Here is a 1334-nt window from a genome sequence, read left to right on the forward strand (position 1 = left end):
TTTTCCTACGTTTAGTCAAGTGAAATATTTAGAAATTTAGATTGATTATTACCCATGCCAAATAAACCTGCTTATTAATTCATTTTTTCAGGTGTAATTGGTATAATTTAGTTACTAGTTATATGAAGATTACTGTGGGGACAGATTATAATCATATAATTGACCGAGAAATACTAGATGATGGATGGATTTCAGAAACCGATCTATACATCCAATTAGAGCGACCTTGTGCTTTTTAGTGCGAGGTTTTTCTTTTGCTCTGTAATAATAATCAACAATATGATTTGGACCAGACTTTTGTGCACGAATCATATTATTGACAGTATTGAATAATATTTTTCTGGCGAACGTATTTCCTCTTTTACTGATACGGTCATACGTTCCAGAATTTCCGGATTGATAGCGTTGAATATCGATACCAACATATGCATTTAACTGCTTTGGATTATCGAATCGAGTTAGGTCACCCAGTTCAGCTATGAGTAATGCTGCAGTCAATTCTCCTACTCCTGGAAAACTTTTATATATATAGAACTCTTTAAAGTATAGTGCTTTATTGGTTAGTTCTTTTTTAATTTCATTTTTGAGAAGGATTAACTGAAGGAGTTCATTAGCCCAATGGGCTACTAAACGCACTACTATTGAGTCTTCCGAAACAGCTGGATAAGATTGTTCGGAAAGTCCAAGAATTTCTTCTGCTTTAATTAAAGCTCTTTGGGACGAGATCTTTTTCCTTGTACTTTTTAAAATAAGATTTTTTATTTTAGTTCGGCTTAATTCTTCTAACCGCTGGGGATGTGGAAACAGTTGGATTATCTCTAACGCAAACTCACTTGAGATAGAACTAAAATATTTTTCATACTCAGGAAATGACTGAACTAAGAAGACATGTAGTTGATTTCTTGCCTTCTTTATTTCTTGTTCATTTGATTCATACCATCGTGATAGTTGACGCATTTTTTGGTATTGAGGGGTAAAATTATTTGTTGGCTTTCTTTCATGGAAATAATGTGTTTGTGCTAATTTATGTGCATCGCTGATATCTGTTTTATTCACTCTGAGGCTATCTGTTTGTTTGCGCGCTTCGAGAGGGTTCATTAAATAATAACGAAAGTTATTATTCTGACAAAACCTTTCAATTACGCGGGAATAGACACCTGTAGCCTCGAAAACAATCTCAGGTACTGAATGACAAGATTCAACCAGCTGTTTAATCCGCATAAATCCCTTCTTATTATGCTTTATCTCTCCTTCAAACTGACATATATTATCTTGATAGAATACGCAATAACTTCGTCCGTTACTTACGTCTAAAGCAATAACATCCATTTTTT

At 33.9% G+C, this 1334-nt stretch carries 1 protein-coding gene; it reads right to left on the reverse strand.

The window, feature by feature from the left end:
* Positions 1 to 129: 129 nt before the first annotated feature.
* The coding region (locus FEZ33_RS12195) for an IS110 family RNA-guided transposase (protein WP_138405611.1) at positions 130 to 1334 on the reverse strand (1205 nt) is incomplete at its 5' end.

This window comes from Ruoffia tabacinasalis (assembly GCF_005864045.1).
Classification (GTDB): domain Bacteria; phylum Bacillota; class Bacilli; order Lactobacillales; family Aerococcaceae; genus Ruoffia; species Ruoffia tabacinasalis.